Here is a 16,113-nt window from a genome sequence, read left to right on the forward strand (position 1 = left end):
CCGTACGAGCCTTCCGGCCCGCCGGCTCGGTGGGCGAACCGTGAGCGGCAAGGTGTGGTAATTTCACCGACGCCGTGCAGTACTGCGACTGAAGGAGGTGAGACCGATCAACGCTGTGATGACAGGTCGGGGCTCCCTCCCTCGCATGGTCTAGGGAGCGCCCGCACCAAGGCACCCGAAAGGCCTTGAAACGCCATGCGCTTCAGCTTGACCTCTCAGACGTCGTCCGACGGCGTCACCGAACAGTCCTTCATCCTCGGCGAGATCCCCGGCGTGCTGTTCACGCCGGAAGGCGCCACCGGTCCCCGCCCGCTGATCCTGCTGGGACACGGCGGCGGCCAGCACAAGAAGGCCCCCGGCGTCCTGGCCGGCGCGTACCGGTTCGTCACCGAGGGGGGTTTCGCGGTCGCCGCGATCGATGCCCCGCACCACGGCGACCGGCCGAAGAACGAACGCTTCCTCCGGCTCGCGGGCGGCATGCGGACCCGTATGGCCGCCGGCGAGGATCCGACCGAGCTGGTCGCGGCCATGCACGATCTGCTGGCCGGGCAGGCCGTCGCCGACTGGCAGGCCGTCCTGACCGCCGTCCAGGAGCTGGACCACGTGGGCACCGGCCCGGTCGGCTACCACGGGGTGTCGATGGGCTGCGGGCTCGGTGTGCCCCTGCTCGCCGCCGAACCCCGGGTCCGTGCCGCGGTGTTGGGGCTGCTCGGCGTGCACGGGCTGGCCGAGACCGCGGCCCGGCTGACCGTGCCGGTGCTGTTCCTGCTCCAGTGGGACGACACGCGGGTGCCCAGGGAGCACGCCCTGGCGCTGTTCGACGCCCTGGGCTCGACCGAGAAGACGCTGCACGCCAACCCCGGCGACCATGGGGGAGTCCCCGCGTTCGAGACCGACGAGGCGCTGCGGTTCTTCGCGCGGCACCTTGCCTAGGCCGCCGGTTCGCGACTCCGGCCTGTGGGCGGCCCGGGGGTGGGGCCGGGCTCGGTGATCCGCCGCCGGCGACGAAAGCGCCGGCGGCGGAGTGCCGCTCGGGCCGGATCCCGGACCCCGGGCGCCGGACCCCGGACGCCGGGCGCCGGACCCGGACCCCAGACGCCGGACCCGGACCCCAGACGCCGGACCCGCCGTGTTGTGACACCCGTGGCCGGTGACGCACGCCACATGGCCGCGCCGTCACAGGGACCGGTCCGCCGGTGTCCTGTGTGCGTCCGGAGCAGCACGCGACACCACGAGTGAGGACCACGTCATGGAACCCCGTTTCAACCTGCTCGACAGCCCGACCGCCGCGAAGATCGCCAAGCGGTTCTACACGGCGGCGCTGGCACTGGAAGAGTCGACGCTGCCGAAGAACCTGCGGCACCTCGTGGAGTTGCGGGTCGGCCAGCTCAACGGCTGCGGCTTCTGCGTCGACGTCCACGCCAAGGAGGCCGCGGCCGCCGGGGAGACCGCGCTCCGGCTCGGCCTGGTCGCCGCCTGGCGCCACAGCACCGTGTTCACCGAGGCCGAGCGGGCCGCGCTGGCGCTCGCCGAGGAGGGCACCCGGCTCGGCGACGACGGCGTGTCCGACGAGACGTGGGCCGAGGTGCGCAAGCACTACGACGACGACCAGGTCGGTGCGCTGGTCTGCCTGGTCTCCCTGATCAACGCGGCCACCCGGATGAACGTGATCGTGCACAACCCCGGGGGCTCGTACGAGCCCGGCATGTTCGCCGCCATGGCGAACTGACCGGGCGGACGGCAGACGGCCGGTCCTCCCGGCAGGCCCTTCTCGGCGCCCCCACGGGGTGCCTGCACGGGGTGCCTGCACGGGGTGCCTGACGGAAGGACGGTCCTCAGGAGTGCCGGTGGTAGGCCTTGTTGGCGATGCGCCAGCTGTCGTCGGCGCGGACCAGCAGGAAGACGTCGGTGAAGGTGTCCGCGCCGTGCGACAGCGTCATGGTCGCGGTCGCGACGGTGCCGTGGACGTCGAGGACGTCGACACGCCGGGAACGGGACGGTTCGTCCGGGGCGGGACGGCCTGGGAAGAGGGCGCAGTACTCGTCCAGACGCCAGGAGACGAATGCGCCGTCCCGGATTCCCTCGATGCGGGCGGTGGGCAGGAACGCGGCGCGGAAGTGGGAGGGGTCGCCGGTGGCGTGTCCGCGGATGCAGGCGCGCAGTGGTGCGAGCACGGCGTCCTCCACGGCGGGGGCCGCGGCGGCGACGGCGATGTCGGCCCCGGGTCCGGCGGGGTGGCCGGCCAGGCCGGCCGCGCCGCGCACCGGGGTGTTCGACGCGGCGGCCAGCAGCGACATGTCCTTGGCCAGTGCGCCGATCGTGAACTCGGCCGTGTGGCGGCCGCCCGGCCGGCGAGGAACCTTCGCTTGCGGGCCACGAGCCCGCCGAGCGGGCCGAGTTCGAGGACGTCCAGCACCTTCGGACGGGACAGTCCCAGGGCGTCGGCCTGCCGCAGTGAGTCACGCAGCGCGAGGACGGCGCCGGCGAGGCCGCTGTTGGCGATCAGCTTGAGCTCGGCCGCGGTGCGGACGTCGTCGACGCGCCGTACCGTGCCGAGCGCCTCCAGAACCGGTCGGACCCGGTCGAGCGTGTCCTGGAGCGGGGCGCGGCCCGGTGCCCATCCGGACGCTGGCCGGGCAGACCTGGGTCGAGGACAACGACGGCTCGGCGGCGCTGCTCCGCCGGCACGCCGCCCGCGCCGGAGTCAGTGCCCGTATCGACGTCACCGCGGCCGATCTGCTCGGCAAGCTGGCCCTGGTGGCGACCGGCCACGCCATCGCGCTGATCCCCGGTGCGCCGACGTGCGCCCTGCGGGCCGACGTCACCACCGTGGCCCTCGTCGATCCCCCGACCCGCGGCATCCACGCGCTCACGCCACGTCGCGATCCTCACCCCTCGGCGGCGGCCCTCCTCGACCTGCTCGCCCCGGCCTTCGCCCCTGCCTCCGCCTGAACGCGGTTCCCCGGACGGCGGACAGGACCGACTACTCCACTCGTGTGTGACAACCGCCCGATCGGCGGTGTGTCGGCCGCTCCGGGCTTCGCCCGCCACGGCGAGCCGCGAGGATGACCCGTGATTCACGCCATGGCGGGGTGAACCGCGAGCATCGGGAGAAACGGCTGTGACAATTCTGAACGGCCCGGAGCGGTCGGCTGCCGCTTCCTACGACAGTGAGGTGCCGGTCAGGGGCAGACAGCCCGGCAACGTCGTGGTGAAGTGGATGACCACGACCGACCACAAGACCATCGGCACCCTGTACCTGACCACGTCGTTCGCGTTCTTCGTGATCGGTGGGGTGATGGCGCTGTTCATCCGCGCCGAACTGGCCCGTCCGGGGCTGCAGTTCCTGTCGAACGAGCAGTACAACCAGGCGTTCACGATGCACGGCACCGTGATGCTGCTGATGTTCGCCACCCCGTTGTTCGCCGGCTTCACCAACTGGATCATGCCGCTCCAGATCGGCGCTCCCGACGTCGCCTTTCCCCGGCTGAACATGTTCGCCTACTGGCTGTACCTGTTCGGCTCGTCCATCGCCGTGGGCGGCTTCCTCACCCCCCAGGGCGCGGCCAGCTTCGGCTGGTTCGCCTACACCCCGCTGTCGGACGCCGTGCGGACGCCGGGCGTCGGCGCCGACATGTGGATCATGGGGCTGGCCTTCTCCGGCTTCGGCACCATCCTCGGCGCGGTCAACTTCATCACCACGGTCATCTGCATGCGCGCGCCGGGCATGACCATGTTCCGCATGCCGATCTTCGTGTGGAACGTGCTGCTGACCTCCGTCCTGGTCCTGTTCGTCTTCCCGGTCCTGGCGGCCGCGCTGTTCGCCCTGGAGGCGGACCGCAAGTTCGGCGCTCACATCTACGACGCGGCCAACGGCGGGCCGCTGCTGTGGCAGCACCTCTTCTGGTTCTTCGGACACCCGGAGGTGTACATCATCGCCCTGCCGTTCTTCGGCATCGTCACCGAGATCATCCCCGTCTTCTCCCGCAAGCCGATCTTCGGCTACATGGGCCTGGTCGCCGCGACCATCGCGATCGCCGGCCTGTCGGTGACGGTGTGGGCGCACCACATGTTCGTCACCGGTGGCGTCCTGCTGCCGTTCTTCTCCTTCATGACGTTCCTCATCGCCGTTCCGACCGGTGTGAAGTTCTTCAACTGGATCGGCACGATGTGGAAGGGCTCGCTGTCCTTCGAGACCCCGATGCTCTGGGCGACGGGCTTCCTCGTGACGTTCCTCTTCGGTGGTCTGACCGGTGTCATCCTGGCCTCGCCGCCGATGGACTTCCATGTGTCGGACTCGTACTTCGTGGTGGCGCACTTCCACTACGTCGTCTTCGGCACCGTCGTCTTCGCGATGTTCGCCGGCTTCCACTTCTGGTGGCCGAAGTTCACCGGCAAGATGCTCGACGAGCGCCTCGGCAAGATCACCTTCTGGACGCTCTTCGTGGGCTTCCACGGCACCTTCCTGGTCCAGCACTGGCTGGGCGCCGAGGGCATGCCGCGCCGCTACGCCGACTACCTGGCGCAGGACGGCTTCACCGCCCTGAACACGATCTCGACGCTCAGCTCGTTCATCCTCGGTCTGTCGATGCTGCCGTTCCTGTACAACGTGTGGAAGACGGGCCGGTACGGCAAGCCGGTCGGGGTCGACGACCCGTGGGGCTACGGCCGCTCCCTGGAGTGGGCCACCTCCTGCCCGCCGCCGCGGCACAACTTCCTCACCCTGCCGCGGATCCGCAGCGAGTCCCCCGCGTTCGACCTGCACCACCCCGAGATCGCCATCGCCGAGTCCGAGGCGCACGGAGTCCGCTGATGACCGACCGGAGACCCCGATGAGCGATCTGACGGGAAAGGGAACCGCGGGGGCCGGTGTCGGTGACGAGGCGGAGGGCTTTCTGCTGTGGCAGGCGAGGATCGCGGTGGCGGAGGAGCGGGCGCGTGAGTTCGTGCGGCCCATCGAGTGGCTGACCACCTCTCAACGGGCCGACATCGAACAGCGGTACGTCGCCGAGAGCCTCCAGCGCGCACGGGAGGATCTGGAACGCGTCGCGGCCCGCTGCCGTTCCCTGCGCGGCGAGTACGAGCAGCGCTACCGGACCCTGCGCCTGCGCTGCTTCGGCTGGGTGCTGGCCGCCGGCACGTGCCTCACCTCGGTGACCGTCGCCGCCCTGTCCCTGAGGCGGTGACGCGGTGAACGGCCCAGCCCCGGCCGGTAATCCGCTGGAGGGGCCGTTTTCCGCGCTCCTATAGTGGCCCGCATGCGCGCCTCCTATCCCCGAACGCCCCATCTGCCCTGGTCACCGGGCGTCTCCGAGGACGATGTGCGGGCCGGTGGGGTGAGCGGGTTCCTCGGGCGGGAGGTCGTCGTCACCGAGAAGCTCGACGGGGAGAACACGACCCTGTACGCGGACGGCCTGCACGCGCGGTCCGTGGACTCCGCGCACCATCCGTCGCGGGCGTGGGTCAAGGCGCTTCAGGGGCGGGTGGGAACGCGGATACCGGCGGGCTGGCGGGTGTGCGGGGAGAACATGTACGCCCGGCACTCGATCCCGTACGACACCCTCGACGGGTACTTCTACGGGTTCTCCGTGTGGGACGAGCACGACCGGTGCCTGGGCTGGGACGAGACCGTGCGGTTCCTGCGGCGGCTGGGCGTGCCGGTGCCGCCGGTGTGGTGGCGGGGGGTGTTCGACGAGCGCGTGCTGCGGCGGCTGCGGGTGGAGACCGGGCGGCAGGAGGGGTACGTCGTACGGACCGTCGAGGGTTTCGCCCGGGGGGACTTCGCCGGGCGCGTCGCCAAGTGGGTGCGGCCCGGCCACGTGACGACGGGGACGCACTGGATGCACGCGCCCGTGGTGCCCAACGGACTCGGCCCGGCGGCCGCGCTGTGGGCCGTACGGGCCGGGGCGGCACCGGACGCGGAAGCGCTGGCCACGCACCTGGGCGTGGCGGACCGGGACGCGGGCGCGGCCGCCGAGGCGGGCGCGCGGCTCGACGCGCTGGGGCGCGGCGGGGACGCACGGCTCGCCGGGGTGCTCGCCGCGCTGCTGCACCGCACACCGCGGGCGACGCTGATGGGCCGGGCGGCGGGACCGCTGGGCGTGCCGCTCGCACGGCGGGTCGCCGATCTGGTGGGGCTGCACCCGGCGCTGCACCGGCCGTACCCGGACGCGGAGCGGCGGACGGGGCTCGTACGGATGTCGTTCGCGGCCGATCCGGGGGTGCTGCACGCCGTCGCGGGGGCGGTGGCCGAGGACGATCGGGCGCGGGAACAGGTGGAGTGGTCCGCGCTGCACGCGCAGGAGGCCGGTCTGCTGGCTGAGGCGCCGCTGCGGCCGTTGAGGGCCGGGCTGCGGGAGGCTCTGGCGAGGGACGGGGTCGGCGGCGAGGCGGCGGACCGCTGCTGGGCGCAGACACGGGAGGCGTACGCCCAGGGGCGGGTGGCGACGGTGGAGGAGGCCGTCGCGGCGACATGGCGGTGGCGGGGCGGGGACTTTCCCCGGCTGGTTCATCTGGTGGGGCCGTCCGGCAGCGGCAAGAGCGCTTTCGCGGCACGGCTGGAGGGCGTGTCGGCGCGCGTGGCGCTCGACGACCTGCGTGCGGCGCGCGGCGCGCGGGCGGACCAGAAGGCCAACGGGGAGGTGCTGCGGGAGGGCCTGGAGCGGCTGGACGGGGCGCTCGCGGCCGGGGGCACGGTGGTGTGGGACGCAACGTCGCTCAACGCGCACCAGCGGTCCCTGGTGCACGCCGTGGCGCGCCGGCGCGACGCGCTGATCACGCACGCCGTGCTGCTCGCGGACGAGGAGGAGCTCGTGCGGCGCAACGGCACGCGTGCGCACCCGGTGCCGACGGAGGTGCTGGCGGGGCAGCTGCGCCGGTTCGTGCCGCCGTATCCCGGCCAGGCGCACCGCACCTGGTACGTGGGCGCGCACGGGACCGTCGAGGACCGCGACGGCACACTGGAGGGGGAGGACGCCTGATGCGTACCAGCGAGGAGATCTACCACCGGGTGCGCTGGGACGCGCGTTTCGACCCCGCGCGGTTCGTGCTGGGCATCCACCAGCGCGGTGCCGCACCCAAGCGGGTGCCGCTGCCGGCCTTCGTGCCGGGCGGCGAGATCCCGTGGCACCGGGTGCTGTTCGTGGAGGCGGACGGCGAGGTCGTGTGGGACCGCGCCACGGGTGTGGACCGCATCGACGCCTCGGGCGCCGGACGGGTGCGCGAGGCGCGGCGGCTGCGGGCGCCCTTCTTCTCGGCGCGCACGCCGTACGCGTGGGACGCGGCGGCCGGACGGTGGTCCCCCGCGGCGCCCGCGGCGCGGGAGGCGGGGCCGGACCGGGCACGGGTGCTGACGTGGAACACGCTGTGGGACCGCTACGACAGCCACCGCATCGACACCGCCCTGCGCCGTCCGCTGCTGCTGCGGGCGCTGGAGCGCGCCGACGCGGACGTGATCGCCCTGCAGGAGGTCGAGGCGGGGCTGCTGTCCCTGCTGCTGGACGCGGCCTGGGTGCGGGCCCGCTACACCCTCGGCACCGACCCCTTCGGCAAGGACGTCGACGACTGCGGGCTGCTGCTGCTCAGCCGGCTGCCCGTCAGGGAGGCGGCACTGCACGTCCTGGGCCACCACAAGGCCGTCACGGCCGTCGTCGTGGACACCGCGTCCGGACCGCTGACCGTGGCCGCCACCCATCTCACCAGCGACCACTCCGAGAACGGGCCGACCCGGCGCGGCGCGGAACTGACCCGGCTCGCCGAGGGGCTCGCGGGGGTGACGGGCGGCCTGGTCCTGGTGGGCGACTTCAACGACGGCGGGCCCGGCCCGGAGCGCACGCTCGGCATGCTCGACGCCTGGACCGAGACGCACGGACCGGGCGACCACTCCCCCACCTTCGACCCGGGCGTCAACCCGCTGGCCGCCGTCTCGTCCCTGTCGGGCCGTGCCTCGCGCCTCGACCGCGTCCTCGTCCGCGCCTCCGACGGACCGCGCGTGACCGGTGCGGCGCTGCTCGGCGACACGCCGTCGCCGGAAGGGCTGTACATCTCCGACCACTACGGCGTGGCCGCCGACCTGTACTGCGGCACCGGCGCGCCCGTCGACGTGCTCGACGTCGCGCCGACGCCCCGTACGGCACTGGCGTGGGTCCCGCCGCGCGAGCTGTGGCCGGCGCTGCAGGACGTGCGCCGGGACCACGACGTGCAGATCCGGCGCTGGCCACCGCATGTCAACGTGCTGTTCGGGTTCGTCCCCGAGTCGGACTTCGAGCGGGCGGCGCCGCTGCTGGCCACGGCGGCCGAGCAGGTCGCCCCGTTCACGGCCCGGCTGGCGGGGTTGCACACCTTCGCCCACCGGCACGGCGCCACCGTATGGCTGGACCCCGCGGCGGACGACGAGACGCCGTGGGCGGAACTGTGGCGGGCGCTCGTGCGGCGCTTCCCGCGCTGCCGTGGCCGCCACGACGGGTTCACCCCGCATCTGAGCCTCGGCCGGACGAGTGACCCGCACGCCGTCGCGGTCGACTGCGCGGCCCGGCTGTCCCCCATGACCACGCGGGTCGGGGAACTGGTCCTGCTGTCCCGGCGGGGCGACGAACCGATGCGGCCCCGGGCCACGGTCGCCCTCGGCACCGGGGAGGTGCGGTGGCTTCCCGAACCGGCCGTCGGGCGGCCGGACCGGGAGTGGGCGGACTGGGCCGGGCCGGCCGCCGGCCCGGGTGTCCGGCCCGCCGGGGACGACGCGGAGGCCGAACGGGTCGTACGGCGTCTGACGGACGCGCTCGGCGAGGGTGTGGTCCATGTCGCCGGGTCGCGGCGCATGGGCTGTGCGCTGGAGGGGGCCGACCTGGACGTCGTCGCGGCGCTGCCCGGCACGGTGGACCTCGCGGCCGTACGGGAGCGGGTCGCGGCCTCGCTGCCGGACGCCGAACGGATGCGGGAGGTCGTCGGCGCGCGCGTGCCGGGGCTGCGGTTCCGGGCCGGAGGGCTGGACGTGGACCTGGTCGTCGTGGCCACGGGCCCGGTGCCGGTTCAGGGCGCGGTGGCCCGGAGGGCGGGGCTGGGCGAGGCGGCCGCCGTCGCCCTGAGCGCGGTGTCCGACGCGGACGCGGTCCTGGCGGCGGTGGGCGGGTCCGGCGGTGACGGCGGGTCCGGGGTGTCGCGGTTCGCGGCGCTGGCGCGGGGCGTGAAGGCGTGGGCGAGGGCGCGCGGGCTGGACGCGGCGCCGTTCGGCGGGCTGCCCGGGGTGGCGTGGGCGGTCCTCGCGGCCCGTACGGTCCAGGAGGCACCGGAGGTCGCGGACGCCGGTGACCTGCTGCGGCGGTTCTTCGGGACGTGGGCCGCGTGGGACTGGCGCGAGCCCGTCGGCCTCGCCGGGGACGGGGACGGGGCCCGCGGGGCAGTGACCGTGTGGACGCCCAGCGCGCCCGTGCGGTCCTGCACCGGACAGGTCGGCGCGGACGGACTCGATCTGCTGAGCCAGGAGCTCTACCGGGCCTGGGAGGCCGTGGAGGCCGCGGCCGGGTCCGGCCGGGATCCGTGGCCCGGGCTTCTTTCGCCGCCGCCCCTGCACCGGCGGCACGCGGCGTGGGCCGTCGTGACGGTGCTGCCGCGGCGGGCGGAGGACTTCGACGAGTTGAACGGGCGGGTCCGGGGGCGTATGCGCGCGCTGCTCACGGCGCTGGAGGACGCGGGCGTGGGGGGCGCGCACGCCTGGCCGCGGCCGCTGTTCCCCGCGCCGTCCGCCGTCTCCGGCGCGGGGCCGGCGCAGGCGCGGTACGCGATCGGGCTCGGACGTACGCCGCCCGGGGCGGAGCGGCTCGCGGACCTCGCCGGCCGGTGGGTGACGGGACTTTCGGGGGTCGAGGTGACGTATGTCGAGGGTGGGGGGCTTCCCACCCTCCGGTGACCCGCGGCGGGCCGGCGGCGTCCGGAGCCGCCGTCGGATTCTTGATTCGACACACCTCTATGTTGACGCTTTTCGATTTAAGGCGCACTCTTATATCAACGAACGTCGATACAAGCCGTTCCGGGGCACGTCATGCCCCGTCACCCAGGAGTGAAGCCATGAGCGAGCAGTCCACCGATCTGCGTGAAACCGTCCGCCGGCGCTACGCGGAGGCGGCCTTGAAGGTCACCGAGGACACCGCCGCCTGTTGCGGGCCGCAGCCCGTCGAGAGCGACGAGAACTTCGGCTCCACCCTGTACGCCGCCGCCGAACGCGACGCGCTGCCCACGGAGGCCGTCGCCGCCTCGCTCGGCTGCGGCAACCCCACCGCCGTCGCCGAACTGCGCGAGGGCGAGCGTGTCCTGGACCTCGGCTCCGGCGGAGGAATCGACGTCCTGCTCTCCGCCCGCCGCGTCGGCCCCACCGGCAAGGCGTACGGGCTGGACATGACCGACGAGATGCTGGCCCTGGCCCTCGACAACGCGGCGAAGGCGGGCGCGACGAACGTCGAGTTCCTCAAGGGCGCCATCGAGTCCATCCCGCTGCCCACGGACAGCGTCGACGTGGTGATCTCCAACTGCGTGATCAACCTGTCCGTCGACAAGGCCGCCGTCTTCGCGGAGACCTTCCGCGTCCTCAGGCCCGGCGGCCGCATCGGCGTCTCCGACGTCGTCGCCGACGACGACCTCACCCCGGACCAGCGGGCGGAACGCGGCGACTACGTCGGCTGCATCGCCGGCGCCCTCTCCTTCGCCGAATACCGTGCGGGACTGCGAGCCGCGGGTTTCACCGGCATCGAGATCACCCCGACCCACCCGGTCGCCGCCGGCATGCACTCCGCCATCGTCCGCGCCACCAAGCCGGAGACCACCGACACCCCCGCCCGGGCCGCGGAGCCGGCCCAGGCCTGCTGCGGCGTCGACGCCTGCTGCACCCCCGACGAGACCTCCGCCGACCCGGGCCTGACCGTCGCCCAGGCCAAGGCGGCGTCGGGCTGCGGCTGCCGGAGCTGAGGACACGTCACGGAAGGACGGCCACCTGTCCCCACGTCGGGCTTCCTGCGGCAGACCTGCGGGAACGGATCGCCCGGCTCCTCGCGCGGGACCCGGCGGTGGCGGCACGTCGAGCAGCACGTACGGCACTCGGGGACCGAAGACGCGTTCGTCGCGGGCGGCGACCTGCCGGTCACCCGATGACCACGTCCCACCCGGGCTCCGCCCGCCCCGGCGGGCAGCGCGACCACCCCAGCGGACGCGGAGACGCCGCGGCCGCCCCGGTCCTCGACGGGCAAGGCCGTCGCCGTCGCGGCAGAGCCCCGTAACATCCCCCGCCCACGGCTGCCGATGCACCCTCGGCGACGGGAGCGGACAATCGGGGGCATGAGGCGTCGACCGGCCGACGTCGGTGTTCCCTCCCACCGCGCCGACGTCGGTGTTCCCTCCCACCTCGCCGCGTCCGGCGACGGTCTGGGGCTGGACGAGCTGGCACTGGCCACGCGGAACCACGGCCTGCCGCTGGAGGCCATGCGCCACGACGTCACACCGCCCGGCCTCCACTACGTGCTGACGCACTACGACATCCCCCACGTGCCGCAGCCGGCCGCCTGGCGGCTGACGGTGAGCGGGCGCGTACGGCGCGCGCTCAGCTTCACCCCGGCGCGACTGCGCGCCTACCCCGCCGTCACCACGCGGATGACGATGGAGTGCGCGGGCAACGGCAGGGCCCTGCTGTCGCCGAGGCCGGTGAGCCAGCCGTGGCTGGTCGAGGCCGTCGGCACGGCGGACTGGACCGGGGTACCCCTGCGGCTGCTCCTCGACGAGGCGGGCGTCGGACACGACGCGGTCGACGTCGTGTTCACCGGGGCGGACCACGGCGTGGAACGCGGCGTCGAGCAGGACTACCGGCGCGGTCTCCCTCTCGACCTCGCCCTGGGCGACGAGCCCGAGGTCCTGGTGGCCTACGCGATGAACGGCGCGCCGCTGCCGCCCCAGCACGGCAGCCCGCTGCGCCTCGTGGTGCCCGGCTGGTACGGCATGGCCCAGGTGAAGTGGCTGCGCGACATCACGCTCGTCGACACGCCCTTCGCCGGTTTCCAGCAGTCCGTGGCGTACCGGATCAGGCAGGTGCCCGGGGAGGAGGGCGAGCCGGTCACCCGCGTCGCTCCCAGGGCGCTGATGATCCCGCCGGGCTACCCCGACTTCATGTCCCGGACCCGGGTGGTGGCGCCGGGGCCGGTCCGGCTGGAGGGACGAGCCTGGTCGGGACGTGCCCCGGTGACGTCCGTGGAGGTGAGCACGGACGGTGGCCTGACGTGGTACGGCGCCGGGCTGGAACCGGATCACGGGCACCGATGGGCGTGGCGCCGGTGGTCCGCCACCTGGGCCGCGGTCCCCGGCACCCATGTCCTGAGCGCCCGCGCCCACGACGGGGCGGGGAACACCCAGCCGCTGGAACAGCCCTGGAACCTGGGCGGGTTCGCCAACAACCTCGTCCAGCGGGTGCCGGTGTTCTGCCCCGATCCCCCTGCCAGGTAGGCGCCCCCTGCGCAACGCAGGAGCCTCGCGGCCGGCCCGGGACGGTGGTCGGACCAGAGGATGAGCCTCCTATGACGCCGTCGGTGTGATGTCCGGCCGCGACCGCAACCGGCGCGGGCCCTGCGCGCCTCATGTCCCGCAGAACCGCAGACAAGCCGGTGAGGAGACCCACGTGAGCACCACCGCCGCCGAGCACAGCGCGCCCCACTCCTACGTCGACTTCTATGCCGTCGAGGCGCCCGACGTCCTCTGGCCGGAGCCGGCCGGCCCGCGAGTGGAGGCCGACCAGCCGCTGCCGCCGCCGAACCCCGCCGAGCGCCTCTGCTTCGCCGTCAGCCCGCGCGACCAGCGCCGCATCGGACTGCACGCGGCCCTGACCGCGTCGGGAATCCCGCCGCGCCCCGAGGACCGTGACGCCATCGACCAGCTCAGCGCCCTGCCGGACGGCGTCAACGCCGTCCTGCGGCGCTGGCTGCACCACACCGCCTGACCGGCGCGCGGCCTCAGGGTCACGGCACCTTCCGGTTGGCGATTGTCGATATGGGCACTTGGCGATGAACATCGACGAGTGCGGGAGGTACCCGTGGCGGTTCGGCATCAGTTGATCAAGGCGAGTCCCCGGACGGTGTGGAAGGTCCTGGCGGACGGCGACCGCTACACGGAGTGGGTGGTCGGCACCTCGGCGTCGCAGCCCGCTCGGGGCGACTGGCCGCAGGTGGGCGCCACGATCGCCTACGAGGTCCGGCTCGGCCCGGTCCGGCTGACGAACGAGACGGTCGTCCGGCGCTGTGTGGAGCCGTCCGTGCTGGAGCTGGAGGCCCACGCGGGCGTCCTCGGCACGGCACGGATCGCGCTGGAACTGCGCTCGTGGGGCGAGCACTGTCTGGCGATCGTGGACGAGCACCCGCTGGAGGGCGTCGGCGGCATGCTGCACAGCGCGGGCGTGGAGGTCGTGATCCAGCTGCGGCACCGCGCGATGCTGGCCCGCCTCGCCCGTGTCTGCGAGGCCGAGGAACAGGCCGCCGGGGCGCCCCGGCCGCACGCGACGGCCGGGGCACGCGCGCCCGGAGGCGGCGATGCCTGACGCGGTGGTGATCGGGGCCGGGCCCAACGGTCTGGTCGCGGCGAACCTCCTGGCGGACGCCGGCTGGAGCGTGGAGGTCCTGGAGGAACAGTCCGAACCCGGTGGTGCGGTGCGGCACGACCGGGGGGTGGACCCCGCATTCGTCAGCGACCTCTTCAGTTCCTTCTACCCGCTGGCCGCCGCCTCCCCCGTGCTGCGGGGCCTGGGGCTCGAAGCACACGGGCTGCGGTGGAGCCATGCGCCGCGCGTCCTGGCCCACCCCCTGACCGACGGCAGATGCGCCGTCCTCGACCGCGGGATCGACGCCACCGCCGCCTCGCTCGACGCCTTCGCGGCCGGGGACGGGGACGCCTGGAGGCGCCTGCACGGCGTGTGGGAGCAGTTGCGCGCCGACATCCTGGACGCGCTGTTCACGCCGTTCCCCCCGCTGCGCGCCACGGCTCGGCTCGCGGTACGGCTGCGGGGAGCGGGTGGGCTGCGGATGGCGCGCACCCTCGTCCTGCCCGTGCGGCGCCTGGGGTCCGAGGAGTTCACGGGCGAGGGCGGCAGGCTGTTGCTGGCCGGCAACGCCCTGCACGCCGATCTCGCCCCGGAGGCGGCGGGCAGCGGCGGATTCGGCTGGCTGATGTCGATGCTCGGCCAGACGTACGGGTTTCCGGTGCCGGTCGGCGGCTCCGGTGCCCTCACCGACGCGCTGGTGCGGCGTCTGCGGGCGCGGGGTGGGGTCGTGCGCTGCGAGCGGCGGGTCGAGCGGATCGTGGTCCGGGACGGGCGGGCGGTCGGCGTGCGCACGGCCGACGGCGACAGCGTCGCCGCCCGGCGTGCGGTGCTGGCGGACGTCTCGGTGCCCGCGCTCTACGGCTCCCTCGTCGGCGCGGAACATCTGCCCGCGCAGCTGCTGGCGGACCTGGAGCGGTTCGAGTGGGACTTCGGGACCTTCAAGGTCGACTGGGCGCTCGACGCCCGAGTGCCCTGGCAGGCGGAGGCGGCCCGCCAGGCCGGGACCGTCCATCTGGCCGACGGGCTGGACGAGCTCACCCGGTTCGCCGCCCAGATCGCGACGGGTGCGGTGCCCGACCGCCCGTTCGCGCTGTTCGGCCAGATGACGACCGCCGATCCGGTCCGCTCACCGCACGGGACCGAGTCCGCGTGGGCCTACACCCATGTGCCGCGGCGGATCACCTCCGACGCCGGCGACGAGGGGCTGACCGGCGCCTGGAACACGAAGGAGCAGGAGGTGATGGCCGACCGGGTCGAACGCCAGGTCGAGCGGTTCGCTCCCGGTTTCCGGTCCCTGATCCGGGCCCGGCGCGTCCTGGCTCCCCCCACCCTGCAACTGCTCGACCGCAATCTGGACGGCGGAGCGATCAACGGCGGTACCACCGCCCTCCACCAGCAGCTGGTCTTCCGCCCGCTGCCCGGCTCCGGGCGTCCGGAGACCCCCGTGCGCGGGCTCTTCCTCGCCTCCGCCGGCGCCCATCCCGGCGGCGGCGTCCACGGTGCCCCGGGCGCCAACGCCGCGCGGGCGGCACTGCGCCGCAACCGGGCACCCGGTCTGCACCGGCTGCAGCACGTCCTCACCCGCCGCGACCGCACCGGGGCACAACGCCCGGACGGCCGCTGAAGCCCCCGGCAGCCGAAGGAGCAGCCCGTGTACGGCAGTCCGCTCGAAGACCGAACCGTCGTGGTGACCGGAGCCGCCCGTGGGCTGGGAGCGGCCCAGGCGCGCGAACTCGCCCGCCGCGGCGCGCGCCTGGCGCTGATCGGCCACGAGAAGGCGGGCCTGGAGAGGGTGGCTGCCGCCCTGCCCACCCCGGCCCTGGCCATCGAGGCCGACATCACCGACGAGGCGGCCCTCGAACGGGCGGCGACGCTGGTCCGCCGCCGGCTGGGCCCCCCGTCCGCCGTCGTGGCGAACGCCGGCATCGCGCAGGGCGGCCCGTTCACCGACACGGACATGACGGACTGGCGGCGGGTCGTGGACGTCAACCTCACCGGAAGCGCGCTGACCGCGCACGTGTTCCTGCCCGACCTGATCGTGACGGCGGGCTACTACCTCCAGGTCGCCTCACTCGCGGCGATCGGAGCCGCCCCGATGATGAGCGCCTACTGCGCCTCGAAAGCCGGTGCCGAGGCCTTCGCCCACTCCTTGCGCGCCGAGGTGGCCCCGTACGGGGTGGCCGTGGGCATCGCCTACCTGAACTGGACCGCCACCGACATGATCCGCGACGCCGACCGCCACGCCGTTCTGCGTGAACTGCGCGCCCACATGCCGCCGCCGGCCCGGCACGTCCACCCGGTGGACAGCGTCGCTCAACGGCTCGTCCGGGCCGTGGAGCACCGGCGCACCGCCGTGTACGCCCCGGCCTGGCTGCGTCTCGCCCAGCTCTCCCGCACCGCGCTGCCGCCTCTCGTGCTGCGCCGCTCCCGGCGCGTCCTGACCCGCCTGGAGGCCGGTGGGTCCTTCCGCCCCACCGGCTCGCTCGGGGCGGGCGGCCGAGCAGACGACCTCGCCCACCAGCGGCGCCCGTGACACGCGCCGCGCTGCCGGG

At 74.0% G+C, this 16,113-nt stretch carries 12 protein-coding genes and 2 pseudogenes; 13 read left to right on the forward strand and 1 reads right to left on the reverse strand.

Going from position 1 to position 16,113, the window contains the following annotated elements; genetic code table 11:
• The first annotated feature begins 195 nt into the window (after positions 1 to 195).
• On the forward strand, positions 196 to 933 hold the full coding sequence (locus ACFY30_RS27705; protein ID WP_390847855.1) for a dienelactone hydrolase family protein: 738 nt from the start codon (positions 196 to 198) through the stop codon (positions 931 to 933).
• A gap of 316 nt (positions 934 to 1,249) precedes the next feature.
• Positions 1,250 to 1,729, forward strand: coding sequence for a carboxymuconolactone decarboxylase family protein (locus ACFY30_RS27710; RefSeq protein ID WP_390847856.1), 480 nt, complete (start codon positions 1,250 to 1,252; stop codon positions 1,727 to 1,729).
• 106 nt (positions 1,730 to 1,835) lie between these two features.
• Here ACFY30_RS27710 and ACFY30_RS27715 read toward each other — a convergent pair.
• A pseudogene (locus tag ACFY30_RS27715) lies at positions 1,836 to 2,596 on the reverse strand (nuclear transport factor 2 family protein); the annotation flags it as partial.
• Here ACFY30_RS27715 and ACFY30_RS27720 point away from each other — a divergent pair.
• The 11 genes and pseudogenes from ACFY30_RS27720 to ACFY30_RS27770 form a co-directional block, all read left to right on the forward strand.
• A pseudogene (locus tag ACFY30_RS27720) lies at positions 2,593 to 2,952 on the forward strand (LysR substrate-binding domain-containing protein); the annotation flags it as partial. The pseudogenes ACFY30_RS27715 and ACFY30_RS27720 sit on opposite strands and share 4 nt — an antisense overlap.
• A 169-nt stretch (positions 2,953 to 3,121) precedes the next feature.
• Positions 3,122 to 4,813 carry a cytochrome c oxidase subunit I gene (gene ctaD / locus ACFY30_RS27725; RefSeq protein ID WP_390847857.1) on the forward strand — a complete coding sequence of 564 codons (1,692 nt, stop codon included), beginning with the start codon at positions 3,122 to 3,124 and terminating at the stop codon, positions 4,811 to 4,813.
• Positions 4,814 to 4,832: 19 nt separating this feature from the next.
• Entirely contained in the window at positions 4,833 to 5,186 is a 354-nt protein-coding gene (locus tag ACFY30_RS27730; protein WP_390847858.1) for a cytochrome C oxidase subunit I, read from the forward strand.
• A gap of 72 nt (positions 5,187 to 5,258) precedes the next feature.
• Positions 5,259 to 6,980: an RNA ligase family protein gene (locus ACFY30_RS27735; protein ID WP_390847859.1), complete on the forward strand. Its 1,722-nt coding sequence runs from the start codon at positions 5,259 to 5,261 to the stop codon at positions 6,978 to 6,980.
• Entirely contained in the window at positions 6,980 to 9,904 is a 2,925-nt protein-coding gene (locus tag ACFY30_RS27740) for a poly(A) polymerase (RefSeq protein ID WP_390847860.1), read from the forward strand. Before ACFY30_RS27735 ends, ACFY30_RS27740 begins: the two co-directional genes overlap by 1 nt.
• A gap of 158 nt (positions 9,905 to 10,062) precedes the next feature.
• Positions 10,063 to 10,956 (forward strand): arsenite methyltransferase, encoded by an 894-nt coding sequence (gene arsM, locus ACFY30_RS27745; RefSeq protein ID WP_390847861.1) that lies wholly within the window; start codon positions 10,063 to 10,065, stop codon positions 10,954 to 10,956.
• 366 nt (positions 10,957 to 11,322) lie between these two features.
• Positions 11,323 to 12,477: a sulfite oxidase gene (locus ACFY30_RS27750; protein ID WP_390847863.1), complete on the forward strand. Its 1,155-nt coding sequence runs from the start codon at positions 11,323 to 11,325 to the stop codon at positions 12,475 to 12,477.
• A 172-nt stretch (positions 12,478 to 12,649) separates the two neighbouring features.
• The gene (locus ACFY30_RS27755) at positions 12,650 to 12,967 is read left to right on the forward strand and encodes a hypothetical protein (RefSeq protein WP_390847864.1); all 318 of its coding nucleotides are present in this window, start codon (positions 12,650 to 12,652) and stop codon (positions 12,965 to 12,967) included.
• A 93-nt stretch (positions 12,968 to 13,060) separates the two neighbouring features.
• On the forward strand, positions 13,061 to 13,561 hold the full coding sequence (locus ACFY30_RS27760; RefSeq protein ID WP_390847865.1) for an SRPBCC family protein: 501 nt from the start codon (positions 13,061 to 13,063) through the stop codon (positions 13,559 to 13,561).
• A complete protein-coding gene (locus tag ACFY30_RS27765; protein ID WP_390847866.1) occupies positions 13,554 to 15,185 on the forward strand; it encodes a phytoene desaturase family protein in 1,632 nt (543 codons plus the stop codon). Before ACFY30_RS27760 ends, ACFY30_RS27765 begins: the two co-directional genes overlap by 8 nt.
• 27 nt (positions 15,186 to 15,212) lie before the next feature.
• Positions 15,213 to 16,094, forward strand: coding sequence for an SDR family oxidoreductase (locus ACFY30_RS27770; protein ID WP_390847867.1), 882 nt, complete (start codon positions 15,213 to 15,215; stop codon positions 16,092 to 16,094).
• Positions 16,095 to 16,113 lie beyond the last annotated feature (19 nt).

It is taken from the genome of Streptomyces sp. NPDC000345 (assembly GCF_042898825.1).
Lineage (GTDB): Bacteria > Actinomycetota > Actinomycetes > Streptomycetales > Streptomycetaceae > Streptomyces.

Coding starts and splice junctions, on each gene's coding strand:
- ACFY30_RS27735 (WP_390847859.1), top strand. CDS start 5,259: ATGCGCGCCTCCTATCCCCGAACGCCCCATCTGCCCTGGTCACCGGGC.
- ACFY30_RS27750 (WP_390847863.1), top strand. CDS start 11,323: ATGAGGCGTCGACCGGCCGACGTCGGTGTTCCCTCCCACCGCGCCGAC.
- ACFY30_RS27740 (WP_390847860.1), top strand. CDS start 6,980: ATGCGTACCAGCGAGGAGATCTACCACCGGGTGCGCTGGGACGCGCGT.
- arsM (WP_390847861.1), top strand. CDS start 10,063: ATGAGCGAGCAGTCCACCGATCTGCGTGAAACCGTCCGCCGGCGCTAC.
- ACFY30_RS27710 (WP_390847856.1), top strand. CDS start 1,250: ATGGAACCCCGTTTCAACCTGCTCGACAGCCCGACCGCCGCGAAGATC.
- ACFY30_RS27765 (WP_390847866.1), top strand. CDS start 13,554: ATGCCTGACGCGGTGGTGATCGGGGCCGGGCCCAACGGTCTGGTCGCG.
- ACFY30_RS27705 (WP_390847855.1), top strand. CDS start 196: ATGCGCTTCAGCTTGACCTCTCAGACGTCGTCCGACGGCGTCACCGAA.
- ACFY30_RS27730 (WP_390847858.1), top strand. CDS start 4,833: ATGAGCGATCTGACGGGAAAGGGAACCGCGGGGGCCGGTGTCGGTGAC.